This window comes from Streptomyces scopuliridis, from assembly GCF_042790125.1.
Lineage (GTDB): Bacteria > Actinomycetota > Actinomycetes > Streptomycetales > Streptomycetaceae > Streptomyces > Streptomyces scopuliridis_A.
Genome location: NZ_JBHTZS010000030.1, coordinates 13,647 through 37,668 on the forward strand (window position 1 = coordinate 13,647; position 24,022 = coordinate 37,668).

Annotated in this window: 24 protein-coding genes; 14 read left to right on the forward strand and 10 right to left on the reverse strand. The window is 69.5% G+C overall.

Annotation, left to right across the window (positions count from 1 at the left end; genetic code table 11):
* The first annotated feature begins 25 nt into the window (after nt 1-25).
* Nucleotides 26-208, forward strand: a complete 183-nt coding sequence (locus ACFRKB_RS31525) for a DUF6104 family protein (RefSeq protein ID WP_023538710.1) — start codon at nt 26-28, stop codon at nt 206-208.
* A gap of 6 nt (nt 209-214) precedes the next feature.
* On the opposite strand, the gene ACFRKB_RS31530 is transcribed toward ACFRKB_RS31525, so the two are convergent.
* Nucleotides 215-1,021 carry a hypothetical protein gene (locus ACFRKB_RS31530; RefSeq protein WP_383110026.1) on the reverse strand — a complete coding sequence of 269 codons (807 nt, stop codon included), beginning with the start codon at nt 1,019-1,021 and terminating at the stop codon, nt 215-217.
* Nucleotides 1,022-1,193: 172 nt separating this feature from the next.
* Between ACFRKB_RS31530 and ACFRKB_RS31535 the strand changes: the two genes are divergently transcribed.
* Nucleotides 1,194-2,090, forward strand: a complete 897-nt coding sequence (locus ACFRKB_RS31535; protein ID WP_383110027.1) for a DUF4097 family beta strand repeat-containing protein — start codon at nt 1,194-1,196, stop codon at nt 2,088-2,090.
* Between the two features lie 2 nt (nt 2,091-2,092).
* Entirely contained in the window at nt 2,093-3,013 is a 921-nt protein-coding gene (locus ACFRKB_RS31540; protein WP_383110028.1) for a PadR family transcriptional regulator, read from the forward strand.
* 613 nt (nt 3,014-3,626) lie between these two features.
* Here the strand turns inward: ACFRKB_RS31540 and ACFRKB_RS31545 are convergent.
* The 4 genes from ACFRKB_RS31545 to ACFRKB_RS31560 all read right to left on the reverse strand — a co-directional run bounded on the left by ACFRKB_RS31545 (nt 3,627) and on the right by ACFRKB_RS31560 (nt 8,836).
* Complete coding sequence (locus ACFRKB_RS31545; protein ID WP_383110029.1) at nt 3,627-4,580, reverse strand: zinc-binding dehydrogenase; 954 nt, start codon at nt 4,578-4,580, stop codon at nt 3,627-3,629.
* A gap of 73 nt (nt 4,581-4,653) precedes the next feature.
* Nucleotides 4,654-6,213: an alkaline phosphatase D family protein gene (locus tag ACFRKB_RS31550; RefSeq protein WP_383110030.1), complete on the reverse strand. Its 1,560-nt coding sequence runs from the start codon at nt 6,211-6,213 to the stop codon at nt 4,654-4,656.
* On the reverse strand, nt 6,210-6,794 hold the full coding sequence (locus tag ACFRKB_RS31555; RefSeq protein ID WP_383110031.1) for a phosphoesterase: 585 nt from the start codon (nt 6,792-6,794) through the stop codon (nt 6,210-6,212). Before ACFRKB_RS31555 ends, ACFRKB_RS31550 begins: the two co-directional genes overlap by 4 nt.
* 812 nt (nt 6,795-7,606) lie before the next feature.
* Entirely contained in the window at nt 7,607-8,836 is a 1,230-nt protein-coding gene (locus ACFRKB_RS31560; protein ID WP_383110032.1) for an NAD(P)-dependent malic enzyme, read from the reverse strand.
* Nucleotides 8,837-9,357: 521 nt separating this feature from the next.
* On the opposite strand from ACFRKB_RS31560, the gene ACFRKB_RS31565 reads away from it, so the two are divergent.
* Genes ACFRKB_RS31565 through ACFRKB_RS31575 form a run of 3 tightly spaced genes read left to right on the forward strand, consistent with a single transcriptional unit; the run spans nt 9,358 to nt 12,063 of the window.
* Nucleotides 9,358-10,311 carry an ABC transporter substrate-binding protein gene (locus ACFRKB_RS31565; protein ID WP_383110033.1) on the forward strand — a complete coding sequence of 318 codons (954 nt, stop codon included), beginning with the start codon at nt 9,358-9,360 and terminating at the stop codon, nt 10,309-10,311.
* Between the two features lie 43 nt (nt 10,312-10,354).
* Nucleotides 10,355-11,305: an amino acid ABC transporter permease gene (locus ACFRKB_RS31570; protein ID WP_365971131.1), complete on the forward strand. Its 951-nt coding sequence runs from the start codon at nt 10,355-10,357 to the stop codon at nt 11,303-11,305.
* A gap of 5 nt (nt 11,306-11,310) precedes the next feature.
* Complete coding sequence (locus ACFRKB_RS31575) at nt 11,311-12,063, forward strand: amino acid ABC transporter ATP-binding protein (RefSeq protein WP_365971427.1); 753 nt, start codon at nt 11,311-11,313, stop codon at nt 12,061-12,063.
* An 83-nt stretch (nt 12,064-12,146) separates the two neighbouring features.
* Here ACFRKB_RS31575 and ACFRKB_RS31580 read toward each other — a convergent pair whose 3' ends face one another.
* The gene (locus ACFRKB_RS31580) at nt 12,147-12,917 is read right to left on the reverse strand and encodes a class I SAM-dependent methyltransferase (RefSeq protein WP_383110034.1); all 771 of its coding nucleotides are present in this window, start codon (nt 12,915-12,917) and stop codon (nt 12,147-12,149) included.
* 89 nt (nt 12,918-13,006) lie between these two features.
* Between ACFRKB_RS31580 and ACFRKB_RS31585 the strand changes: the two genes are divergently transcribed.
* Nucleotides 13,007-13,636, forward strand: a complete 630-nt coding sequence (locus ACFRKB_RS31585) for a CGNR zinc finger domain-containing protein (protein WP_382871764.1) — start codon at nt 13,007-13,009, stop codon at nt 13,634-13,636.
* Here the strand turns inward: ACFRKB_RS31585 and sodX are convergent.
* On the reverse strand, nt 13,540-13,956 hold the full coding sequence (gene sodX / locus ACFRKB_RS31590) for a nickel-type superoxide dismutase maturation protease (protein WP_383110035.1): 417 nt from the start codon (nt 13,954-13,956) through the stop codon (nt 13,540-13,542). The two genes, ACFRKB_RS31585 and sodX, sit on opposite strands and share 97 nt — an antisense overlap.
* A gap of 150 nt (nt 13,957-14,106) precedes the next feature.
* Here sodX and sodN point away from each other — a divergent pair, with 150 nt between their 5' ends.
* A complete protein-coding gene (gene sodN / locus ACFRKB_RS31595) occupies nt 14,107-14,502 on the forward strand; it encodes a superoxide dismutase, Ni (RefSeq protein ID WP_030352782.1) in 396 nt (131 codons plus the stop codon).
* 236 nt (nt 14,503-14,738) lie between these two features.
* Here the strand turns inward: sodN and ACFRKB_RS31600 are convergent, their stop codons facing one another.
* Both ACFRKB_RS31600 and ACFRKB_RS31605 read right to left on the reverse strand, forming a co-directional pair.
* Entirely contained in the window at nt 14,739-15,557 is an 819-nt protein-coding gene (locus ACFRKB_RS31600) for a class I SAM-dependent methyltransferase (protein WP_383110036.1), read from the reverse strand.
* Complete coding sequence (locus tag ACFRKB_RS31605) at nt 15,554-16,894, reverse strand: helix-turn-helix transcriptional regulator (RefSeq protein WP_383110037.1); 1,341 nt, start codon at nt 16,892-16,894, stop codon at nt 15,554-15,556. The genes ACFRKB_RS31600 and ACFRKB_RS31605 overlap by 4 nt, the downstream gene beginning before the upstream one ends.
* A 104-nt stretch (nt 16,895-16,998) precedes the next feature.
* On the opposite strand from ACFRKB_RS31605, the gene ACFRKB_RS31610 reads away from it, so the two are divergent.
* From ACFRKB_RS31610 to ACFRKB_RS31635, 6 genes are all read left to right on the forward strand, one after another.
* Nucleotides 16,999-17,460 (forward strand): ATP-binding protein, encoded by a 462-nt coding sequence (locus ACFRKB_RS31610; protein ID WP_383110038.1) that lies wholly within the window; start codon nt 16,999-17,001, stop codon nt 17,458-17,460.
* A complete protein-coding gene (locus ACFRKB_RS31615; RefSeq protein ID WP_383110039.1) occupies nt 17,454-17,930 on the forward strand; it encodes a hypothetical protein in 477 nt (158 codons plus the stop codon). The genes ACFRKB_RS31610 and ACFRKB_RS31615 overlap by 7 nt, the downstream gene beginning before the upstream one ends.
* Nucleotides 17,931-17,958: 28 nt before the next feature.
* On the forward strand, nt 17,959-19,074 hold the full coding sequence (locus ACFRKB_RS31620) for a hypothetical protein (RefSeq protein ID WP_383110040.1): 1,116 nt from the start codon (nt 17,959-17,961) through the stop codon (nt 19,072-19,074).
* Nucleotides 19,071-19,427, forward strand: a complete 357-nt coding sequence (locus ACFRKB_RS31625) for an ASCH domain-containing protein (protein WP_383110041.1) — start codon at nt 19,071-19,073, stop codon at nt 19,425-19,427. Before ACFRKB_RS31620 ends, ACFRKB_RS31625 begins: the two co-directional genes overlap by 4 nt.
* A gap of 111 nt (nt 19,428-19,538) precedes the next feature.
* Nucleotides 19,539-19,904 carry a hypothetical protein gene (locus ACFRKB_RS31630; protein ID WP_383110042.1) on the forward strand — a complete coding sequence of 122 codons (366 nt, stop codon included), beginning with the start codon at nt 19,539-19,541 and terminating at the stop codon, nt 19,902-19,904.
* 47 nt (nt 19,905-19,951) lie between these two features.
* Nucleotides 19,952-22,987, forward strand: a complete 3,036-nt coding sequence (locus tag ACFRKB_RS31635) for a tetratricopeptide repeat protein (RefSeq protein WP_383110043.1) — start codon at nt 19,952-19,954, stop codon at nt 22,985-22,987.
* Between the two features lie 119 nt (nt 22,988-23,106).
* Here ACFRKB_RS31635 and ACFRKB_RS31640 read toward each other — a convergent pair whose 3' ends face one another.
* Nucleotides 23,107-23,592 carry a MarR family winged helix-turn-helix transcriptional regulator gene (locus ACFRKB_RS31640; protein ID WP_383110044.1) on the reverse strand — a complete coding sequence of 162 codons (486 nt, stop codon included), beginning with the start codon at nt 23,590-23,592 and terminating at the stop codon, nt 23,107-23,109.
* Nucleotides 23,593-24,022: the final 430 nt, after the last annotated feature.

Consider the following 24,022-nt stretch of genomic DNA (forward strand, 5'->3'; position numbering starts at 1 on the left):
TCTCACCAGGCATTAGGCTGATTCCATGTACTTCACCGACCGTGGGATCGAGGAACTGGAGAAACGGCGCGGCGAGGAGGAGGTCACTTTCGAGTGGCTGGCCGAACAGCTGCGTACGTTTGTCGACCTCAATCCCGATTTCGAGGTCCCGGTCGAACGCCTCGCGACCTGGCTGGCCCGGCTGGACGACGAGGAAGACGACGAATAGCCGCCGTCATTCCTCGGTGCGGAACCGGTCGTACGCGAGTCCCAGGACGCCGTGCGTGACGAGCAGCGCGCCCGCGACGGCCCAGCCCGCGCTCCGGCGGCGAGCAGCCCAGAGGACCAGCGGTACGCCCGTCGCGAGTTGGGCGGCGGCGAGCAGCCGGGCCTTGGGACCGCGCAGCCAGGGGCCGAGCGGCCCGTCCTCCACGACATCCAGCTCGGCCCGTACGGTGTCGCGCCAGCCCGCCCATTCGAGCTGCTCGACGCCCGGCAGGATGCGCGCGACCTCGCGCAGCCGGTCGGCCGGTTCGCCCGGGGTGAGACCGGTCGGAAGCATGAGGCCGGTACGGGTGAGGAACGCGGCCAGCGCGCGCAGCCTGCCTCTGGAGTCGGCCTCCGGGTCCAGGCGGGTCAGCGGCTCCAGCGCCTGGAGATCCAGTACCGGATCGAGGCCGAGGCGCGCCGCGAACGTACGCATCGCCTCGTCCTCCCCGGCGGGGGTGCCGTCCTCCAGCCAGACGTAGCCGACGGTGCGCCGGAAGCCGGCCGCCAGGGTGTAGCCGGCCCGGCCCGTGTCCCACCACAGGGCGAGAACCGGCCAGTTGGAGCCGACGGCGAGCGCGGTGGCCCAGCTCACGACGACCCGGTCGACCGGTTCGCCGCCGTGCAGCCAGGGCTTGCCCTCGGGGACCAGCACGGTCCAGCCTTCGCCCGCCGGGGCGAGCAGCAGCCGTTCGCGGAGCAGATGGGCAGCGGGCCGTACCACCGCCGGCTCGGCCCGGCAGAGCAGCAGAGCCCCCACGGAAGTCGCGTTCATAGCCTTACGCTAGGGCACTTTGCCCGTATATGGGCGCCGCGACCGCCGGGTGGCCGCCGTTGCGCCCGACCGGTTCGGCCACCCGGCCTTGACTTCCGACAACCGCGATATATCGTGTCCATCAAGAGACGCGATATGTTGCGTTACACCGGGGCCTCGGGAGGTCAGCACCATGGCAGAGTCGACGTGGGAGGTCACCGAGCCGAGAAAGCTCACCTTCGACGACCCGGTGACCTCGCTCAATGTGCGGGTGGTCAACGGGACCGTGAACGTCGTCGGCACGGACGAGGCCGTACAACAGGGCGGCGTCCATCTGGAGATCTCCGCGATCGAGGGCCCGCCGCTGATCGTGACCAGAAGCGGTTCCACGCTCACGGTCGCCTACGAGGACCTGCCCTGGAAGGGCTTCCTCAAGTGGCTGGACCCCAAGGGCTGGCACCGCAGCGCGGTCGTCTCCGTCGCCGTCCCCGCCGGGACGGAGATCGAGGTCGGGGTGGTCGGCGCGGGCGCCGTGGTCTCGGGGGTACGGGGACGCACGGACGTACGGGGCGTCAGCGGCGACACCACGCTCGTGGGGCTGTCCGGCGAGGTACGCGCCCACACGGTCTCCGGCAATGTCGAGGCCCAGGCGGTCACCGGCGGCCTCCGCTTCCAGTCCGTCTCGGGCGATCTGACGGTCGTCGAGGGCGCGGGATCGTCCGTACGGGCCGACTCGGTCAGCGGCGACATGGTCATCGACCTCGACCCGGCGGACGCGCCCACCGACATCATGCTGACCACGGTCTCGGGCGAGATCGCCATCCGGCTGCCGCACCCCACGGACGCGCGGGTCGAGGTGAACACGGCGAGCGGCGCCGTCTCCAACGCGTTCGACGATCTGCGGGTCAGCGGCCAGTGGGGCGCGCACAAGATCACCGGCACGCTGGGCGCGGGCACGGGCACGCTCAAGGCGACCACGGTGTCCGGCTCGATCGCGCTGCTCAGAAGGCCGCCGGCGGAGGACGACCCGTACGACTCCCCCGCCCCCTCCCCGGCCGGCACGGCGCCGTCCGACACGAAGGAGCTCTGACCATGCCTCCGGTCTTCGCCCACGGCCGACTCCGCCTCTACCTGCTCAAGCTCCTCGACGAGGCGCCGCGCCACGGCTACGAGGTGATCCGCCTCCTGGAGGAACGCTTCCAGGGCCTGTACGCCCCGTCCGCCGGCACGGTCTACCCGCGGCTGGCCAAGCTGGAGGCCGAGGGCCTCGTCACCCATGCCACCGAGGGCGGCCGCAAGGTCTACTCGATCACCGAAGCGGGCCGCACCGAACTGGCGGGACGCGGCGCCGAGCTGGCCGATCTGGAGCTGGAGATCCGCGAGTCCGTGGCCGAGCTGGCCGCGGAGATCCGTGACGACGTACGGGGCGCGGCGGGCCAGCTGCGCAGCGAGATGCGCGCGGCGGCGTCCGCGACCCGCAAGGGCGGTGCGCGGACGGACTGGGAGTCGGCCTTCGGGGACAACGACTCCTGGCGCGCGGCCAAGGAGGAGCTCAAGCGCGCGAAGCAGGAGTGGAAGGAGCAGGCGCGCCGGGCGAAGGACGAGTCCCGCCGGGCCCGCGAGGACGCGGAGCAGACCCGTGAGACGGTGCAGCGCATCGCGAAGCAGGTCCAGGACCACTTCGTACGGGGCGACTGGCCGACGGGCGTCCGCGAAGGCATGTCGGACCTGGCCGACCAGCTGAGCGGCCTGGCGGGCACGGCCTGGCCCACCCGCAAACCCCCGCAGGCCCCGACCCGCCAGGCGGAGCCCGACCCGGCCTGGGCGGAGGACACGGAGCGCACGGGCGACCCGGCACGCGACCTGGACCGGCTGCTGGACCGCTTCCGCGACGACATCCGGGACGCGGCGCGGGACAACGGGGTGACGGAGGCGCAACTGACGGAGGCGAGGCGACAGTTGTCCGCGGCGGCGGGCCGCATCGGCGAGGTGTTGCGCGGGCGCAACGATTGATGCGGCGTTTCGGCTGGGGCCGGTGGTCGTGTGCGGTGCGCCTCCGACGGGGGTCGTGGGCCGGTCGTCTTTGGCCCGGGGGCCGCGGGTCCGGTGCGGGTTGTCGCCGGGTGGCGCTCCGGGGCGGTGCGCCTTCCGGCGGGGGGTCGTAGTCCGGGGTGCGTTTCGGCTCGGGCCGGTGGTCGGGTGCGGGTTGTTGCCGGGTGACGCTCCGGGGCTCGCGCCCGGGACGGCATGATTTACGGCGCGCAGCAGCCCAAGGTCTAGACACTGGCGGTCGCGCGCCACAAATCACGCTTTAGTGTCCCGGACACGACCCCTGCGCGCCCCCCTTCACCGCCCGTCACCGACAGGCCCGGCCGTGCGCGAGGCGAGCGGGCCCACCGGCGGGAGGGGGCCGGGGTCGGAGGAGGTGCGTGTCCGGACGTAAAGCGTCGCAGCTCGCGCGAAGCGCGGTGACCACGCGACGGAGTCGCACATCGATCGCAGCGCAGTCCGGACACGCACCTCCGGAGGCCCCGGCCCCCGGCACCAGCGCGCACCCCGCGCAACGCCCCCGCCGGACCGCGCCCCGCACCACGGCCCCCCGCCGGGAGGCGCACCGCCGGGAGGCTCAGGGCTTCAGTACCACCTTGCCGAACAGCTCCCCCGCCGCCATCCGCTCGAACCCCTCCCTCGCCCGCTCCAGCGGCAGCACCTCGTCGATCACCGGCCGCACCCCCTTCACCGCGCAGAACGCGAGCAGGTCCTCCAGCTCGTCCCGGGACCCCATCGTCGAGCCGATGACCCTCAGTTCCAGGAAGAAGATCCGGGTCAGCTCGGCGTGCGCCGGGCGGTCGCCGCTCGTCGCGCCCGAGATCACCAGCGTGCCGCCGCGCCGGAGGCACTTGATGGAGTGCGACCACGTCGCGGCGCCCACCGTCTCGATGACGGCGTCCACCCGGTGCGGCAGCCGCGCGCCCGGCTCGTACGCCTCCAGCGCGCCCAGTTCGACCGCGCGCGCCCGCTTGGCCTCGTCGCGGCTGGTCGCGTACACCCGTAGCCCCGCGGCGCTGCCGAGGACGATGGCCGCCGTGGCGACCCCGCCGCCCGCGCCCTGGACGAGGACCGAATCCCCGGGCCGTACACCGGCGTTGGTGAACAGCATGCGGTACGCGGTCAGCCAGGCGGTCGGCAGGCAGGCGGCCTGTTCGAAGCTCAGCTCCGGCGGCTTGGGCAGGACGTTCCCGGCGGGCACGGTGACCTGCTCGGCGAACGTGCCCTGGTAGTGCTCGGTGAGGATCGACCGGGGCTCGGCGCCGTGGTCGCCCCCGCCGATCACGGAGTGCACCACGACCTCGTTGCCGTCCGGGTCGAGACCGGCGGCGTCACAGCCGAGGATCATCGGCAGCTTGCCCTCGGGCAGGCCGACCCCGCGCAGCGACCACAGATCGTGGTGGTTGAGCGAGGCGGCCTTCACCGTGACGGTGGTCCAGCCGGGGCGCGCCTCGGGCGCCGGGCGTTCGCCCAGCTCAAGGCCGTTGAGGGGGTGGTCGCGGTCAATACGGGCTGCGTAGGCGGCGAACATGACCTTGACCATAGGGCGGACGCGGGACGCGAAGGAACCGTACGCGCGTGTGACACGCGTCCCGCGCCCCGGATCAGTCCCTGCGGTACTGCGCGGGCGAGTTCCGTGTCGCCGGGTCCTCGTACGCGCCCGCCGTCCCCCGGTCCACATGGAAGGTGGTCAGCGTGGAGACGGGCGAGGCCGGATCCCGGCGGTCCTCGATCACCCGCATATGGGTGGTGAAGCGCTCCGGTGTCACCTCGTACACGTCGTAGCCGTAACGGTTCCCCTCGAAGTACTGGAGGTGCGGGTTGGCCCGGCCCATGAGCGGCCCGTTGGTCGCGTTCCACCCCGCGTCGTACGCGCTGGAGGTCACCGAGTGCGCCGTGAACTCCGTACCGATGACGGGCGATTCGGTGTTGTCGTAGTCCGGCCTGATGTCGTCGACGAACGCCGAGTGCCAGTCCCCCGTCAGGACGACGAGGTCCTCAAGACCGCTCGTACGGACGTGTTCGAGCACCTCCTTGCGCTCGGCGAGGAAGCCGTCCCACTGATCGGTGAACATGTACCGACCGCCGGGCGAGCCGCGCAGCTGGCTGAGCATGATCGAGTTGGCCCAGATGTGCCAGGAGTCGGGGGCGCGGTCGACGGTCCGCTTGAGCCACGCCTTCTGGCCGGCGCCGAGGATCGTGCCGTCCGGGAGGTTCTGCGCGGAGCGGTACTGACGCAGATCCAGCACGGCCAGCTCCAGCAGATCGCCCCAGCGGCGTACCCGGTGGATGTCCGGGTCGGGCAGGGCGGACTCCCCGGCGTCGCGGTGCGGCAGATGCTCGTACCACGCCTGGTACGCGGCGGCCCGGCGCTGGAGGAACGGCGCGCCGCCGCCCGTACCGCTGTAGTCGTTGGCGACCTCGTGGTCGTCCCAGGTCAGGAACCAGGGGTGGGCGGCGTGCGCCTCACGCAGCGAGGGATCGCCCTTGTAGAGCGCGTGGCGCTTGCGGTAGTCGGCGAGCGTGTAGATCATCGGGCCGTTGTTGTCGCGGACGACATCGCCGCCCTCGGGCCCGTACTCGTAGATGTAGTCGCCGAGATGGATGACGAAGTCCAGCCGCTCGCGGGCGATCCCGCGCAGCGCGGCGTAGTAACCCTGCGGGTAGTTCTGGCAGTTGGCCGAGGCGAAGCGGACGCTCCGCACGTGTCCCGAGGGCGCGGTCCTGGTCCTGCCGAGCCGGCTCGTACGGCCCAGCGCGGTGAACGCGTACCAGTACTCGCGGCCCGGTCGCAGGCCATGGACCGGTACGTGCACGCTGTGCCCGAGCGTCGCGGACGCGGGCGCCGTGCCCTGGGCGACGACCCGGCGCAGCGCCCGGTCCTCGGCCACGACCCAGCGCACCTCGACGACCTCCGCCAGCGGCTGTTCGCCCGGCTCGGCGAACGGCTCCGGCGCGAGGCGTGTCCACAGCACGACGCTCGTGGGCTGCGGATCGCCCGAGGCGACGCCGAGCGTGAACGGCGCGGCGTCGTACGTCGAGCCGAGCGCCTCGGCGGCCTCACGAGCCCGCGCGGGCGAGAGCCCGGCGCTCAGCGGCCAGACCACATTGAGCGCTCCGGCGGCTCCGGCCGCCTTGAGCAGATCGCGTCGGTTCAGCTTCATGCCCGTCCCTCCGAGGCGGTCAGAGTCAGTGATATCGCGTCGGCGTAACCGTCGTTGGAGACCCCGGCGCCGGCCCGGGTGAAGACGAGCAGCACCCGCGCGGAGCGCGCGCCGGGCGGTACGGCGGCCTCGGCGGTCCGCTCGACCAGCGCGGTACGGCCACCGCGCTCGGCCGCGGTGACCGGGCCGAGCACGGACAGCGCGACGGGTGTGCCCCTGCCATCGCGGAACTCGACCGACAGCCTGGCGCCGTCCTCCTGCGTGGCGTACCCGCCGAGCCACCCGGACACGGCGTACCGCACGCGCCCGGCATCCACGGCGGCACGGCCGACGGTCCCGGCGACGGGCAGCGGAACGTCCTGGACGAGCGCGGTGCGGGGGCTGTTCCCACCGGAGAAGAACCGACTGCCACGGTGCGCGGGGGCGGGGCCCGGGTCGGCGGGGGTGGGATAGCCGTTCCCGACGTCATACCCGACGAGCGCGGGCGCGCCTTCCTGTACGACCCATCCATGAACGGCCGTTACGGGCTCGACGCTCCCTCCGGGCCCGCGTTCGGCGTCACCGTTGACGAGCAGGTTCACAAGCGCCTCCTGTGTCGTTAGCTGACGCGGGAATCACACCAGATGGGCGTGAACCATGGGAGGCGAAGGACGAAACGGCACGGTGCGGTGCGCCTCCCGGCGGGGGGCCGTGGTGCGGGGCGGTGCGCCTCCCGGCGGGGGGTCGTGGTGCGGGGCGGTGCGCCGTCCGGCGGGGGGTCGTGGTGCGGGTGCGCCGTTGTGGTGCCGGGGGCCGGGGCCTCCGGAGGTACGTGTCCGGACTGCTTTCCTCACCGCGCTTCGCGCGAGCTGCGACGCTTTACGTCCGGACACGCACCTCCTCCGACCCCGGCCCCCTCCCCCCGGTGGGCCCGACACCCCATTGCCCGGCTCGGGGGTTGGGGGCGGGTGCAACCCGGTGGGACGGCGCCGCCGCCTCGCGCACGGCCGGGCCGCTTGTGCGGGCGGTGAAGGGGGGCGCGCAGGGGTCGTGTCCGGGACACTAAAGCGTGATTTGTGGCGCGCGAACGCCCGTTTCCTGACTGTGGCCAGCTGCGCGCCGTAAATCATGCCGTCCCGGGCGCGAGCCCCGGAGCGCACCCCGGCGACAACCGGGACATGACCACCGGCCCGAGCCGAAACGCACCCCGGACTACGACCCCCCGCCGGAAGGCGCACCGCCCCGGAGCGCACCCCGGCAACAACCCGCACCGGACCAGCGGCCCCGGGCCAAAGACAACCGGCCAAAGCCCCGGCCGGAGGCGCACCGCCCCGGAGCGCCACCCGGCAACAACCCGCACATGACCACCGGCCCCGGGCCAAAGACAACCGGCCCACGCCCCCCAGCCGGGAGGCTACCTCCGCGCCACGCCCTCCGACCGCGCCGCCGCCGCCACCGCCGCCGTCACCGCCGGGGCCACCCGCTCGTCGAACGGCGACGGAATCACGTAATCCGCCGCCAGCTCCTCGCCGACAACGTCGGCCAACGCGTTGGCCGCCGCGATCTTCATCCCCTCCGTGATCCGCGACGCCCGGACCTGGAGCGCCCCCGCGAAGATCCCCGGGAAGGCCAACACGTTGTTGATCTGGTTCGGGTAGTCCGAGCGCCCGGTGGCCACGACGGACGCGTACTGGTGCGCGATGTCGGGGTGGACCTCCGGGTTCGGGTTGGCCATCGCGAAGACGAACGCGCCCGGCGCCATCGACGCGACCGCCGGCTCCGGGACCGTGCCGCCGGAGACGCCGATGAAGACGTCCGCGCCGGCGAGCGCGGACTCCAGCGAGCCGGAGAGCCCGGCGCGGTTGGTGATCTCGGCCAGTTCGCGCTTGACGTCGGTGAGGTCGTCGCGGTCGCGGCTGACGACGCCCCTGCGGTCGGCGACGGCGACATCGCCGATGCCCGCCTCCAGCAGGAACTTGGCGATGGCGACGCCCGCCGCCCCCGCGCCCGAGATGACCGCGCGCAAGTCGCCGAGTTCGCGCTTCGTCAGTTTCGCCGCGTTCCGCAGGGCCGCGAGCGTCACGACGGCCGTGCCGTGCTGGTCGTCGTGGAAGACGGGAATGTCCAGCCGTTCCTGGAGCCTGCGCTCGATCTCGAAGCAGCGCGGCGCCGAGATGTCTTCCAGGTTGACGCCGCCGAAGGACGGCGCGAGCCGCACGACGGTGTCGATGATCTCGTCCGTGTCGGTGGTCGCGAGCGCCAGCGGCACCGCGTCGACCCCGCCGAACTGCTTGAACAGGATCGCCTTGCCCTCCATCACGGGGAGCGAGGCCTCCGGCCCGATGTCGCCGAGTCCGAGCACCGCCGTACCGTCCGTCACGACGGCGACCACCTGCGACTTCCAGGTGTAGTCGTGCACCAGCTCGGGCCGCTCGGCGATCGCGCTGCACACCTTCGCGACACCGGGGGTGTACGCGAGGGACAGATCGTCCTTGTCACGCACCGGGACGGTGGCCACGATGGCCATCTTGCCGCCGCGGTGCAGCGCGAAGGCGGGATCGAAGGGCTCGTCCGGAGCACTCTCCGTACCGGCCTGCTTGTCGGTGGCGCTGTCGCTGCGAGGATTGACGATCTCCGCTGCCATGTGGATGACCCCTTAAGTCTTCATCAGTTGAGGGTTGCCGCTCCTGGTTGAGGAGGGGTGGGTGGGCACCGCGTGCGCGATCCGCGCCGGCGGTTGGTCCGCTCGGCCTGGAAGGTGATACGTACGCGCGGGCGCGCCGCACACGCGCCCTGGGCCCCGGATGAGGGGTGTAATCGTCCTTCTTACCGGACGGACCGCATCGTCCACGAGTCCATATATCCGCGGTGAGATGACTCATAGCCGAATATTCGGATACTTCCGGCAAGCGGCATGAATCACATCCAGAAAAGGAGGCGGACCGGAGATTATCCGGCCGGAAGAAGGTATTCCAGCAGATGGTCCGGTCTTGATGTACCGCCATGCCAGGGTGAGGGGGTCTCCCGTTACCCGATTTTGACATGCCCGGTCCCCTGAATGGGCCAGTCCGAATGGCAAGATGCCCTAATCACACTCGGTCGCGACACTCGAAGACGCGTGCTCGGCCACTTGGCAGCTCCCTCATCCGCCGGAGGATCCTGATCATGACCGCTAGCACCACCCGCCGGACGACCGTCGCGAAGTCCAGGATCGCCGCGGCCGGCGCGCTCGCGGTCGCGGGCACCCTGCTGCTGACCGCATGTGGCGACCAGACCGAGGGCGCCAAAAAGGAGAGCGGTTCCTCCACCGCCCCGCTCTTCGACCAGCTGCCGAAGGCGATCCAGGACAAGGGCGTCATCAAGGTCGGCTCGGACATCGCGTACCCGCCGGTGGAATTCAAGGACAAGTCCGGCAAGACCGTCGGCATCGACCCGGATCTCGCCGACGCGCTCGGTAAGCAGCTCGGTGTGAAGTTCGAGTTCGAGAACGGCACCTTCGACACCCTGCTGACCGGTCTGCGGTCCAAGCGGTACGACATCGCCATGTCGGCCATGACGGACACCAAGGACCGGCAGAACGGTGTGGACGGCGACACCGGCAAGAAGGTCGGCGAGGGCGTCGACTTCGTCGACTACTTCACCGCCGGTGTCTCGATCTACACCAAGAAGGGCGACGACAAGGGCATCTCCACCTGGACCGACCTCTGCGGCAAGAAGATGGTCGTCCAGCGCGGCACCGTCTCGCACGATCTGGCCAAGTCCGAGAGCGAGAAGTGCGCGAAGGCCGGCAAGGGCAAGATCACGCTGGAGGCCTTCGACAACGACCTGGAGGCACAGACCCGGCTGCGCGGCGGTGGCGCGGACGCCGGTTCGAGTGACTTCCCGGTCGCGGCGTACGCGGTGAAGACCTCGGGCGGCGGCAATGACTTCCAGCTGGTCGGTGAGCAGGTCGAGGCCGCTCCGTACGGTATCGCCGTGGCCAAGAACAACCCGCTGACGAAGGCGCTCCAGTCCGCGCTGGAGGCGATCATCAAGAACGGCGAGTACGACAAGGTCATCGCCAAGTGGGGCGTCGAGGACGGCGCGGTCAAGGAAGCCAAGCTCAACGGCGGCTCCTGATTCCGCGCCCCTCCGAATGCTCTGAAAGGCAGAGGCAACAGCCGTGACGGTTGACATCGACAAGTCGGACGACCCCAAGGAAGGCCCACGGGACACGTCGTCCACCGCACCGGAATCCATCAAGGCGATTCCGGTGCGGCACTACGGGCGGTACGTGTCCGCGGTCGTCACGCTCGGCGTGCTGGTCGCGCTCGTGTACGCGTTCGCGCAGGGGGATGTGAACTGGGGCGCCATCCCGGACTACTTCTTCGACGGCCAGATCCTGACCGGCGTCAAGAACACCGTGATCATCACGGTGCTCGCGATGCTGCTCGGAGTGGTGCTCGGCATCGTCCTGGCGGTGATGCGGCTCTCCAAGAACCCGGTGACGTCCGCCATCGCGTGGTTCTACATCTGGTTCTTCCGCGGCACGCCCGTCTACGTACAGCTGCTGGTCTGGTTCAACCTGGGCATCGTCTTCGAGTACATCAACCTCGGGCCCGTCTACAAGGACGAGTGGTCCTCGTTCATGACCCCGTTCCTGTGCGCGCTGCTGGGCCTCGGGCTCAATGAGGCGGCGTACATGGCGGAGATCTGCCGGGCCGGCCTCCAGGCCGTCGACGAGGGCCAGACCGAGGCGGCGCACGCGCTGGGCATGAGCCACGCCAAGACGCTGCGCCGGATCGTCGTGCCCCAGGCGATGCGGGTGATCGTGCCGCCCACGGGCAACGAGGTCATCAACATGCTGAAGACCTCGTCGCTGGCGGTGGCGGTGCAGTACACCGAGCTGCTGCGGTCGACCCAGAACGTGGCGCAGACCTCGGGCGCCACGGTGGAGATGCTGTTCCTGGCGGCGGCCTGGTACATGATCCTGACGTCGGTGCTCAGCATCGGCCAGTACTACCTGGAGCGCCACTACGCGCGCGGATCGAGCCGCAGTCTGCCGATGACCCCGTTCCAGCGCGTCCGCGTCAACCTGCTGTCCCTCGGCCGGCCCAAGGGAGGCATGGCATGACCCAGATGGTGAAGGCCGAGGGCGTACACAAGTCCTTCGGCGCCGCCCATATCCTCAAGGGCATCGATCTGGAGGTCGCCCCGCGCGAGGTCTTCTGTCTGATCGGCCCGTCCGGTTCCGGCAAGTCGACCTTCCTGCGGTGCATCAACCACCTGGAGAAGATCAACGCGGGCCGGCTGTCGGTCGACGGCGAGCTGGTCGGCTACCGGCAGAAGGGCGACAAGCTGTACGAGCTGAAGGACAGCGAGGTCGCCAGGAAGCGCCGGGACATCGGCATGGTCTTCCAGCGCTTCAATCTCTTTCCGCATATGACGGCGGTCGAGAACATCATGGAGGCGCCGATCCAGGTGCGCGGCGAGACGAAGGCCGTGGCCCGCGCCCGCGCCGAGCGGCTGCTGGACCGGGTCGGGCTCTCCGACAAGGCCGGCAGCTATCCGTCGCAGCTCTCCGGCGGCCAGCAGCAGCGGGTGGCGATCGCCCGCGCGCTGGCGATGGAGCCCAAGCTGATGCTCTTCGACGAGCCGACGTCGGCTCTCGACCCGGAGCTGGTGGGCGATGTGCTCGATGTGATGCGCGATCTGGCGCAGGACGGCATGACGATGATCGTGGTCACCCATGAGATGGGCTTCGCGCGCGAGGTCGGTGACGCGCTGGTCTTCATGGACGACGGCGTGGTCGTCGAATCGGGCCATCCGCGCGATGTGCTGACGAACCCTCAGCACGACCGGACGAAGTCGTTCCTGTCGAAGGTGCTGTAGAAGGTGCGGTGAGGGGCGGTACGGGCGTCATCCGTCCGTACCGCCCCTCACGCGTATGCCGGCCCCGGTCCGCCTCGGCCCGCCTATTTGAGCGCGAGGACGAGGGAGTCGGACGGGGAGGACCAGACCGCCCGTACCTCGTCGAACCCCGCGTCACGCAGCTTCCGCGCGTGCCAGTTCACGGATGGAGTGTCGCCTTCCGCGTGTTCGCCGTAGATCCTGAAGCGCTCGGCGGTCGGTCCCGCGAGGACCGGATCCCGGCCGGCGAGCTCCCACCAGTCCGCCCAGTCGAGGGCGCCCGCGGCCTTGGCGCGGTCCATTCCGGCGTGCCGGTGGGCGCGCTCGACCGCGTTGATCCTGGGGGTGGAGTCGTCCGTCATATGGTCGGCGTTCATGAAGACGCCGCCGTCCCTGACCAGGCCCGCGAGCTGCCCGTACAGCGCCGCGAGCGGTTCGGCGCGCAGCCAGTGCAGGGCGGTCGCGGTCAGCACGGCGTCGTACGAGGCGGCCGGCAGGAGCGCCGTCCAGCCCGGGTCCTTCAGATCGGCGGTCACGAAGCTCACGCGCTCGTCCCCGGCGAAGGAGCCGCGGGCGATGGCGAGGAGCGCGGGGTCGAGGTCGACGCCGGTGCTGGTCGCTCCGGGGAACCGGCGGAGCAGCCTGTCCGTGACGCTCCCCGTACCGCAGGCCAGATCGAGCACTCTCGGTTCGGGGCCCACCGCGGCCTCGACCATGTCCAGCATGACCCGGAAGCGCTCCTCGCGGTCGGGCATGTACCACTCCTGCTGGCGGTCCCAGCTCTCCTGCCAGCCGCGCCAGTCGGTCGCCGTACTCGTGGTTCCCGTCTCCGTCATGGAAACACTCCTCTGTAATACCCTAGAAGCACAACCAGCCATTACACCGATTACCCTCAGACCTTAGACCGCTTCCGTAAGGACTACAAGTGGAACTGGCCTCTTACTCGGACTCCGCCGTACGACTGGTCAACACCGAGGAACCGGCCCGCGGTACGGACACCCTGACCTCGGTCGAGGCCGTCCGCGCCCTCTTCGGCCCCAGCTCCCAGGCGGCCCGCCGCGCCACCGACGCGGACGTCACCCGCTTCCGGTCGGTACGGGCCCGGCTGCGCGCGGTCTTCACCGCCGCCGACGAGGGCGAGGCGACCCAGGCGGTGGACCTGCTCAACTCACTGCTGCTCGAATTCCCGGTCAGCCCGCAGATCTCCGGCCATGACTTCCTGGACGACGAGGGCCATCCGCGCTGGCACATGCATCTCGCGGACCACCCCTCCAACGCGACGGCGGGGTTCGCGGCGACGGCGGCGATGGGGCTCGCGTTCCACCTCACGGAATACGGTGTCGACCGGCTCGGCCTGTGCCAGGCGGCGCCCTGCCGCAACGCCTATCTGGACACGTCGACGAACCGCTCGCGCCGCTACTGCTCGGACCGCTGCGCGACCCGCGCCAACGTCGCCGCCTACCGGGCCCGCAAACGCCTGGAGACCGAGCGCTCGGCCAGCACCGGCCGCAGCGCCGACACCAGCCAGGACACCACGGCGCGCGCCGACCGCTGATCCCCCAGCGGCCGGTACCGCGCCCGGACGCGCCCCAGCAGCAGTTCGTCGGGCACCGAGCCGAACACCCGGCTGTCCCCCTCGGCCCCCGGATTGTCCCCGAGCACCCACCACCCACCGTCGCGCCGCTCCACCAGCCGCTTCACGATGAGCAAGTCCTGTTGCAACGGATGTTTCAGCACCGCGACATCGCCCGGCTTGAGGGGAGCGCGATAGTGCACGAGGAGCCGATCGCCGTGCCTGAGCGTCGGATACATGGACGGGCCCATCACTTCTGCGATCCCCAACGACACCTTCGGCTCCCGCCCGTGCTCCGCCATTCGGCACCTCCAGGTCCCACGGTACGTTCCGCCGCCCGTCCCATACTGACCCCGGACTTTTGTCCTAAGCCCCAGGGGGCACCCGCGAAAACAGGCTTCTCACGGAGTAATGTCCCACCTGAGAAGACGATCACGAGGAAGGACAGCTCCATGCTTTCCCGCCTGTTTGCCCCCAAGGTGAAGGTCAGCGCCCACTGCGACCTCCCCTGCGGCGTGTACGACCCGGCCCAGGCCCGCATCGAGGCCGAGTCGGTCAAGGCCGTCCAGGAGAAGATGCAGGGCAACGACGACGCCCACTTCCAGGCGCGCGCGACGGTCATCAAGGAGCAGCGCGCCGAGCTCGCGAAGCACCACGTCTCGGTGCTCTGGAGCGACTACTTCAAGCCCCCGCACTTCGAGAAGTACCCGGAGCTGCACCAGCTGGTCAACGACACCCTGAAGGCGCTGTCGACCGCGAAGGGCTCGAAGGACCCGGCCACGGGCCAGAAGGCCCTGGACTACATCGCCCAGATCGACAAGATCTTCTGGGAGACGAAGAAGGCCTGATCGCCGATCATGCCGCGTGCCCTGCGGTTACGTCACACGCAGTGCTCAGCTTCCGCACCCGGTCCGCGGGACTCCATACCTGGAGCTTCCGCGGGGCCGGGTGCGGTCGTTTCTGCCCGGCCACAGGTGTGAGGGGCTTGCTCGCTTCCAACGTGAGCAGCCACTCCCTGGCCGACGCCCACGACCATGAGTCAACGGCCTACGGAACACGGCCGACGCCGATAGCGAGTCGGCTTCTAGCGACGGCAGACGAGGATTCCGCCCAGGCACGTGACCGCGAAGGCCCCGTATCGGGCGATGTGATCGACGAGGACGGTACGGGCCCGCTCGATCGTGGCCTCGAACGGCACGTCGTGCTGGTCCGCCCATGCCCGGTAGGAGGCCATGTGCGCGATGACCGGTTCAGCGTCGCGGACCGTGATGGTGCCGGGCAGTTCGATCGTCTCCACGCGGCTGAACACCTCGCCGAGGAAAGCCGGCGCCTTCTCCAGTGAGAAGCGGGCGCTGAGCGAGATGCGGGCCGGACCGCGTTCGGTGCCGAGGACATCGCCTGCGGCACGCTGCCACAGGTCGTCGAGTTCGGCCTTGTCGCGGTCGCTATTGGTGGAGGCAATCACCAGCCCGTCGCGGGTCAGGACGCGGGACATTTCCCTGAGCGCCTGGGGGATGTCGGGAACGTGGTAGAGCATGTGCAGCGCCAAGATGGCGTCGGTGTTCGCCGTTGCCAGCGGCAGACGAGTTGTGTCCGCCACAGCGACCCGGCCAGGGACACCGGCAAGGATGCCGGGGGCGATGTCCAGTCCCAGCAGAGCCAGATCGGGCCGGTCTTCGTGAAGCCTTCGGATGAACTTGCCGTTGCCGCAGCCGACATCGACCACGCGCCCGCGTACGTCGCGCAGCTGCTCCGCGACGATGCCGGGCAGGTCGTAGCGGGGCGTCTGCCACTGGTAGAGCGACTGGCGGGCGGCCAGATCCCGGTCGCTGTTATAAGCGCTTCCGGCAAGGCGGCTCCGGTCGGTGACGGCGGCATCGTGTGCGGCGGACAGTTCGGTCACGTCGGCAGCTCCGGAGGACGGGCGGCGGGTGAGGCCGCTAGGACGGCCGTGTGTTGGAGTCGTTCGCGCAGGTGTGCAGCCTGCGTGGCCCCACCGTACTGCGGCCCGCCCAGCTCCTGGCCCAGAGCGGTGAGCCGGCGCACGATGCTGGCCGACATGCGCTGCGGCGAGGAGTCGAGGACGAAGCCGAGCATCGCCTCGGTGCCGTCCAGATCGCCCAGGAGCAGATGGCCACGGGCGAGATCGACATGGGCGGCGAACAGGTCACCGACCGACTGGTCGTCGTCCTCAGCGCTGCGATATAGCCGGATCGCGGTGTCCGCGCTGGCGACGGCCTGCTGGACGTGTTCCCGCTCTCCCACGGCCAGATGAGTCGTCCCGGCATACGCGAATTGCTTGGCGGCCGGGAAGGCGAAGATGCCCGGCACCTCGTCGTGACAGGGCATCGCCTCTCGGGAGCGTTCGGCGTCCGCCAAGGCGGCGACGGCTCCTGCCCGGTCACCGACTATGGCCAGGGCCCGCGCCTCCAGGCTCGCCAGCCGGGCTCCGATGCTGCCGCGGGCCCGGTGATGACGGCCGGCCTGCGCCAGCCGCGCTGCCTGCTCGTACCGTCCGGTCCAGTAGGCGATCAGGGACTCCACGGCCCGCACCCAGGCCAGCATCCCTTCGTGCCCGGCCGCCTCGGCACACGCCCGAGCGGTACGGGCATGCGTGGCAGCCGAGTCGTAGTCGCCCAGGTCCAAGCAGACATGGGCGGACAGGCCGCATAGCCGTGAGGCCGCGACGAACAGGTCAGCAGTCTGCCGGGGATGCTGACGCCCGCGCAGCAACTCAAACGCCCCGTCCCGCAGCCGCTTGATCTCGACGTACAGCTCCAGCAGCGGATGGCTGACGTAGGCGCGGGCGAGCCTGGCGACATCGGCCTCCAACTGTTCGACGACGAACTCGTCGGCGTTGCGTTGTGCGATGAACCGAGCGAAGTCGGCTGACATCACCGCGTCGGCCGATACGGCACCCATACCGGAGCGTGCAGGCACAGCGGGCTGCAGTGGCCGCTCCCGCAAGACCCCTGCCGCGCCGGGTTCTTCTCCCACGAGGCTCTTGCTGGCCGCGACAGCCCGGTCGAGCACCGCCACATCGACGCCGAACACCTGCGCCAGGTACTTGCGGGTGTACGGAACCGGGATACGCACCTCACGCTCGTAACGCCCGATCTCCTTACCGGTCTTGGCGGCGCGCCCCTCCAGGGCGTTGTACTCGTCGGCCACCCGCTGCTGGGTCCAGCCACGCTCAGTGCGCAGCCGAATGAGCAACGCGCCGATCTCCGTGTCGCCCATCCCCTCTCCCTGGAGCATGCGAACTCTGGCCCCCATAGTGGCCCCCTGCATGGCCCCCACGCTGGCTCCCGACCCAAACGAGCGACGACGGTTGGCTGTTGGCCATGCCCAGCACACTGCCCGACGAGCCGGACACCCTGGCACCGGACCAAGCCCTCGACGGCGCCGTCGAGCACGAAACGAAGCTCTTCGACCGGCGCCGGACCACTCCAAGCGCCGCCCGCTCTTTCGTTGCCGAGACCCTTACCCAGTGGGGCCGAACGGAACGCCTCGACGACATCCGGCTGTGCATCTCCGAGCTCGCCACCAACGCCGTCCTGCACGGAGCGCCTGCAGGCAGTCAGGTCCTCGTACGCGTCGAACTGCACGCCACCGTGCTGCGCATCGAAGTGCACGACAGCGGCAACGCCAGACCTGACAAGCGGGAGGCCCGGGAGACAGCGGCCGACGGCCGCGGCCTGCTGCTCGTGTCCGCCATCGCCGATCACTGGGGCGTGGAGGAACGCCCAGGCCCCGGCAAATGCGTCTGGGCCTCCTTCCATCACGGGGTGGTGCCCGCATGCTGACGCCTGCCCGCACCGAGTCCTTCACGCCGTCCGCCGGTCTGATCGCCTCCCTGGCCACCACCACCTGGCTGGACGCCACCCCAACCGGCGCTGCGCTGTGCTGCCTCCTGCTGGTGCCCCAACCTCCCCGCAGTGTCTACGAGACGCCGGCCGTCATCGAGCAGCGCATGCGTGCAGTCGGTGAAACCCTGCGCCTGGGCCAGGGCACCGTTCCCCCGCCGGACATCGGGCCACGCCTGCGCCTACTCAGCCCGACCGAGGTAGCCCTGCGCTTCGACGGCACCCCGTATCGCAAGCGCATTCCCGCAGGCCGCGCATGGGCCCTGCTGCTCGGCCAAGGAACCCCGGTGGCCCTCGTCCTGGGCCTCGACCCGCTCTCCCGCAGCTCCACACCAGCAGAGATCGACGCCTACCTGGACCGCGCCACGCTCCGCCAGCGCCTCTTCTTCGGCCACACCCGATCCGAGTGAACCCCAACCCACCCCAGGAGGACGTCCCGTGACGCCCCACCCTGTCTCACCGAACACCGTCCTGGCCAACGCCCTCCACCACGCCGAGGACGTCCTGACCCCGCGCATCCTGGCCACCCCACCCGAACGGATCGTGCTGACTGTAGGCACCCAGATCAACGGCGCCCCGCACGTCGGCACCTCGCTCGTCCAGTCCCTCGCCTTCGCCATGGCCGTCCGCCTGCGCGACCGCTTCGGCATCCCCACCGAGGTCCTCTTCAACGCCCTCGACAACGCCCCCTACGAGCTGACCACCGACCCGGTCAGCGGCCACCGCTACCAGCGCGCCTACGCCCAAGCCCTCGGTGACCAGGCCCTGACCGACCTGGTCACCGCCCTCTACCAACCCCTGTTCACCGCGCTGTCCCGACGTCTCGGCATTCCTCACCGGGTCGAGACCTACAGCCACCAGCAAGCCGGCGAGCACTTCCGCCGGACCTGGCTCCGCTTCCTCCCCCGCCTCGACGCCGCCCGCTGGTGGCTCGCCCCCTCCAGCGGCACCCCGCACTTGCGTATCCCCTGCCCGCATCCTGACTACGGCTGGGCCGAGAAACACGCCGAACGCACCCGCGCCCACCTCACCGACCACGAGGCCGCGCAGGTCGCTGCCGTGTGCCTCCATCACGGCCCCTACCAGGCGACCATCACCCCGACCGCAGGCGCCTACCTCGACCTGGCCACCCTGTACCGCAACGCGGTCAAGGAGCTCTCCCTGTCCAACCCTCACGGCACACTCCACGTCATGGTCAAGGGCGGCGACTGGGTCTTCGGCTCCCACCTGGTCGACGAAGCCCTACAGGCCGTCGGCCTCTCCCGCGCTCAGCTCCCGGCCCGCCTTTTCTGCCCCCAAGTCGTCACTGACACCGGCGCCAAGCTGTCCAAGTCTCTGATCCGCGAGGGCCACGCTCCCTTACCCGAAGGCACAGCCGACTGGATGCTCGACACCCGACAGTGGCCCGGCACTATCGCGGAGTACGCCCAGCAACTGCTGGCCATGACCGATACCTTGCTGTCCGACCCCCGCCACTTCTTCCGCTCGTACTCCGCCGCCGAAATGGGCCGCATGATGACCGCACCAGTCCCCAGGAGCATCCCCGCACCATGACCGACACCACCGCCCGCGTCCGCGAACTCAACCTCTACCGCCAGTACTTCGACCTCGTCGCCGCGGGCACCAAGACCATCGAGGTGCGGGTCAAATACCCACACCTCGCCGACCTCGCCGCAGGCGACACCATCCGCTTCCTCAACAAAGGCACCGACGAGACCTGCGACGTGAAGGTCCTCCGCGTCACCGGGTACTCCGGCTTCGAGGCTCTTCTCGACGGCGAGGGACCAGCCAACGTCAACCCCACCGCCACGCGCGAACAGCAACTCGCCAACATCCGCACCATCTACCCGCCTGAGAAGGAAGCCCTCGGCGCCCTAGCCATCGAGATCGTGCGCACCAGCCGCTAACGCATTTTGAACGACACACCCAGGAGAAGGCAGGGCCCGGTAAGTTGCACGCCACTAAAGTGACGTTTCGCAAGATGAGGTGATCAACTCCCTGGAGTTCAGATGGACTTAGTGTTCGCCGAGCTGGCACTTGCAGCTCTGGGTGGTGCCAGCGGAAGCCTGAGCGAAGCTGTCGTGACGGATGTCTGGCGACGTCTCCGGGACCGCTTCTCCAGCGACGACCGGGCCGTTGCCGCGCTGGAGGGACGGGACACCGACGATCCGGATGCCGTAGCCGCACTCAGCGAGGCGCTGCGTCGCGAGGCCGCGGCCGACCCGGAGTTCCGGCGCGAGATGGAAGAGTTGCAGTCCCTCCTGGCGCGGCCTGCAGGCGGCACCATCAACACCGTGCGCGACTCTCACGGCCTGAGCGCCCCCGGAGCGACGTTCAACGGCACGGTGAACATGTCCTTCGGCCGGTCCGAGCAGGGGCAGTGACTACGCAGCCACCCGAGCCCGCTCCGGACACGACAGCGAACAGTGTCATGGGCTCGACGGGCCTCAATGCCCCGGGGTCGGATCTCCGCGGTGCCGTCATCAACATGGAGATGGGCCTCACCAGCCGCACTCCCTCTGCCCAGGAGTTGCTCGCACTGGGATCGGTAGAGGCGCCGTACGGCCGGCTCCCGGCGGCCGTGCTGGGCCGGGACGGAACCCTCACGGCTCTCGCGCAGGCCAATGCGGCGGACCACGCGCGTATCCACGTTCTGGCCGGAATGGGCGGGGTGGGTAAAACGACGGTCGCCCTGAGCACAGCTCAGAGGGCCAAAGAGTACGGAGTCGAGGTCTTCTGGATCCCCGCCGGATCGGCAACGGCTGTGGCCGACGGGATGCGGCACGCGGCCCTCCTCTCCGGGGCCCCAGCCGAGCACGTCGCCCATGCTTGGGAGAAGGGCGGACGGCCTGCGGCCGATCTGGCGTGGCGCCATCTGGCGGCCCTGGACCGCCCGTGGCTGCTCGTCTTCGACGATGCCGATGATCTCGACGTCCTGTCCTGTCCAGGTGCTGCGGTGGCCGATGCCACGGGCTGGGTCAGGCCCCCGGTCGGCAGGTCGCAGGGCGTCCTGGTTACCACACGCGACGGCAACGAGCGGTCCTGGGGCGGCCGGATCGCGCACTTCCACCGACTTGAGGTCCTGGAACCCGAATTCGCGGGCCGACTCCTCCAGGAGCTGGCTCCGAAGGCGGGTCACACGGACTCCGCCATGGCTCTTGCCGACCGGCTGGGTTTCCTGCCGCTCGCGCTGCACCTGGCGGGCACGTACCTGGACATGGCGCACGGCGATCCGCTGGCCGAAGCACAGACCTTCACCGAGTACGTCGCCGCGCTCGGCGATTCTCCGATGCTCCTCGACGACGCGACGGAGGGTGTGCACGGGGATCTGCGCAGCGAGGAGGAGCGCGCCCGCCGGACCATTGCCGGTACATGGGAGCTGTCCCTTTCCCTCCTCGAACGCCAGGGCACGGCACACGCCCGTGGCTTGCTGCAGCTGCTGTCATGCTTCGCTCCGACCGCCTCCCTCCCGAACGCCCTGCTCGCCCCGTCCACGGTTGCTGCCCTGGGGATATGGCCTACGGGCCTGCCACCCCGGGCAATCAGAACGTCCCTGAGCGGCCTGCGCCGGTTCGGTCTCATCGGGGTCGACACGCGCTCGACGGAACCCGTGTACCAAATCCACCGGCTTGTGGCCGAGGTATCGGTGGCCCCACTCCTCGCGGAGCCTGGGGACTACCGAGAGGTGTGGGACTCAGCCGCTGATCTGCTGGTGGCAGCCACCCCGTACATGGAGAATCCGCGGGATCCGAGTTCCTGGCCGGCCTGGCAGGGACTCATTCCGCACTGGCTGGTCATGATGCGTCGGCTGCCGCGACGGGGTACCGCTGCCGATGACCGTCTCAACGGCGTGTTGATCGGTGCCGGAGTCGCCGTGTCCTATCTGCATTTCCGGGGCGAGTACGCAGAATCCTGTGGACTGGCGGACGAAGCGCTGGAGCGCGCCCGCTCCGCGGAAGCCGCCCCCTGGGTCAGGGTGAACATCCGTCGGCATCGGGCGGTCGCGGTCGAGGAGTTGGGCAATCTGAAGGAGGCCGAGTCCGAACTTGACCGCATTGTGGAGGAGTGCGTCACGCAGTTCGGGGCGGCCGATTCCACCACGCTGTCCGTGCGCTACCAACGGGCGCGGGTGACGTCGCAGCGGGGGAAGCTCAACGAGGCGGAGCGCGAGTACGACGAGGTGATCCGCCATGAGACCCGGCTGTTCGGTGCGGAGGCGGCCACGACATTGCGTTCGCGGCACGGCCGCGCAATCTGCATCAGGAGCATGGGACGCCTTGATGAAGCGGCGGACGAAGGAAGACAGGTGTTGAAAGGGCTACGGGCCCAGCTGGGAGAGAAACACCCGGATGTCCTCGAAGCCCAACACGAATTCGCGATCTCGTTGCGCGACCAAGGGCAGAACGAGCGCGCCGAGGAAGTCTTCCGCCAGGTACTCCAGTTGGAGGAGGAAGTTCTCTCACTTGAGCATCCGTCCACGTTGATCACTCGTGCGAACCTGGCCTCCACGCTCATGCTGCGCAAGGAGTTCACCGCAGCGGAAGCCGAGATCCATGCTGTGCTGGATGCACGGACTCGCATCCTCGGGCCCGACCATCCCGAGACGCTCGACGCACGCCACACCTTGGCCATACTGCAAATGCGGCAAGGGGAACTCGATGCGAAGAGCGCAGCGACGGTCTTTGCGGAGCTGACCGCCGCGCAGAGGAGGCAACTCGTCGATGACCATCCCAATGTGCTGGTAGGCCGCAAGAGTCATGCCGCGGCTCTGCGCTCCCTGGGCGAACTGACCGAGTCCGAATCGGAGTACAGGTCAATCCTGGACGCGGCAACCGCGCGCCACGGGGAACATCACCCAGTCACGCTCAACGCCCGCTTCGAGTGGGCGATGGCTTTGGGAAGCGTCGGGCGAACAGAGGACGCAGTATCCGAGATGCGCAAGGTCTTGGCTCTTCAGGAGCGCGTGCTCGGCAGCTCGCACCGCAACGTCGCCAGTGTCCGGGCGTCGCTGGGCACACTCCTGCTGCAACAAGGACGCCTCGCGGAGGCCGAAGAGCACTTGCGGCGGGCGCTGAACGCTCTGCCGGGGGACGACAGCAGCTGCCTGGATGTCCGACACGATCTGGTGGCAGTACTACACGCACGCGGAAACCTGCGGGAGGCGATTCGCCAGCTGCGGGAGATCGCCCACGAGGAACGGCAGAGGTCGGGTCCCACGCACCCGGACGCGATCAGCGCCCGCAATAGTCTCGGGGTCGCGCTCAAGGACTTCGGAAGCCTCGACGAAGCAGCTGCCGTCTACCGCGAAGCGCTCAAGGACGCGGCATGCAAGCACTCCGACAATCAGCCCTTGGTACTGACGCTACGCCGCAACCTTCTGGTCCACCTCTACGAGGCTTCCCGCGAGCGCACCTTCGAGGACGCGACCACCAAGGCGAAGGAACTCACGGAGCGCCTCGCCGCGTAACCCGCCGGGCGGCAGACGCCGTGTGGCGCCTCACCGCGGTACGTCACACGGCGCCCTCGGAGCGACAGCCGTATGCAACGAAAGCCGCCGCGGCAGGCGACCGGTGCGCGCGGGTGCGCTTACACCTCGCCGTCTGCGGGATGGGCGAACCGGGTCAGCAGATCCCTCAGCCGCTCGGGCTCGCCGGGACCCAGTTCGGCAACCAGTCGCTCAGCCAGCGGCTCCGCCGCCACATGTGCGGCATCGAAAAGCTCGACGCCCTGAGGCGTGATCTCCACTGCCCGCACCCTCCGGTCCCCCGGAACGGTCTTGCGTACAGCCAGCCCCATGCGCTCCAGATCGTCCACAACCCGCATGATTCCGGCCTTGTCCGACCCCGTCGCCGCCACCAGGTCCCGCTGCACTGTAGGTCCACGGTTGACCAGGACGACCAGTACCGCGAAATGCCGCAACTCGATACCGAGCGGCCGGAGCGCCTCCCCCATGACGTCGGCCGCGCGCCAGTGCGCCCGGCGCAGCAGCAAGCCGAGAGCGAAAGGCGATTCATCCCCGGGGCGGTCCGTCGCGCGCGAGGTGGTGGCTTGGTGAGGAAGGTCGGCGGCCATAGGGACACATTATCAGCCTTCCGCTCATTCGATACGGTATCGCTTGATACCAACCATGCCGCTCCCAGTGCCCAGGGGAATGTCCGTAATCCGCGTACTGAGCGCGGTCCGCGCGTGATGCAGCCATTTTTGGCCTCGTGTGGGTTACGGCGTTTCCGGCCGACTCCTTGCGTGGAAGGTGGGCCGCCGCGCGCGTAATCAAGGGGGTGGAACTGACCAAACAGCGATTTTTGGATGATCTCAGCAGTCAATGCGCATATCCGGTCGTTTGGTTGACCCTGTCGAGCAGCAAGTTCCCTCTGCAACGTTCGAGGCGAAGGGACACGAACATGGCTGACTGGAAGCAGGTCTCCGGTGGTCTCACGACGATCTCGGTCGGGTCCAGGACGCATGTGTGGGGGGTGAACTCCCTGGGCCAGATGTACCGCTA